We start from the raw sequence: 661 nt of genomic DNA on the forward strand, positions 1-661 counted from the left end.
GTATCTAATCCTGTTTGCTCCCCACGCTTTCGTGCATGAGCGTCAATCTTGACCCAGGGGGCTGCCTTCGCCATCGGTGTTCCTCCACATATCTACGCATTTCACTGCTACACGTGGAATTCTACCCCCCTCTGCCAGATTCTAGCCTTGCAGTCTCCAATGCAATTCCCAGGTTGAGCCCGGGGATTTCACATCAGACTTACAAAACCGCCTGCGCACGCTTTACGCCCAGTAATTCCGATTAACGCTTGCACCCTACGTATTACCGCGGCTGCTGGCACGTAGTTAGCCGGTGCTTATTCTTCAGGTACCGTCATTAGCAAGAGATATTAGCTCTCACCGTTTCTTCCCTGACAAAAGAGCTTTACAACCCGAAGGCCTTCTTCACTCACGCGGCATTGCTGGATCAGGCTTTCGCCCATTGTCCAAAATTCCCCACTGCTGCCTCCCGTAGGAGTCTGGACCGTGTCTCAGTTCCAGTGTGGCTGGTCGTCCTCTCAGACCAGCTACTGATCGATGCCTTGGTAGGCTTTTACCCTACCAACTAGCTAATCAGATATCGGCCGCTCCACGAGCATGAGGTCTTGCGATCCCCCACTTTCATCCTTAGATCGTATGCGGTATTAGCGTAACTTTCGCTACGTTATCCCCCACTCCAGGG

At 52.6% G+C, this 661-nt stretch carries 1 rRNA gene; it reads right to left on the bottom strand.

Going from position 1 to position 661, the window contains the following annotated elements:
- Positions 1-661: ribosomal RNA gene (locus JaAD80_RS00770) — 16S ribosomal RNA — on the bottom strand; the annotation flags it as partial.

Source organism: Janthinobacterium sp. AD80, from assembly GCF_002878455.1.
GTDB lineage: Bacteria > Pseudomonadota > Gammaproteobacteria > Burkholderiales > Burkholderiaceae_D > Janthinobacterium.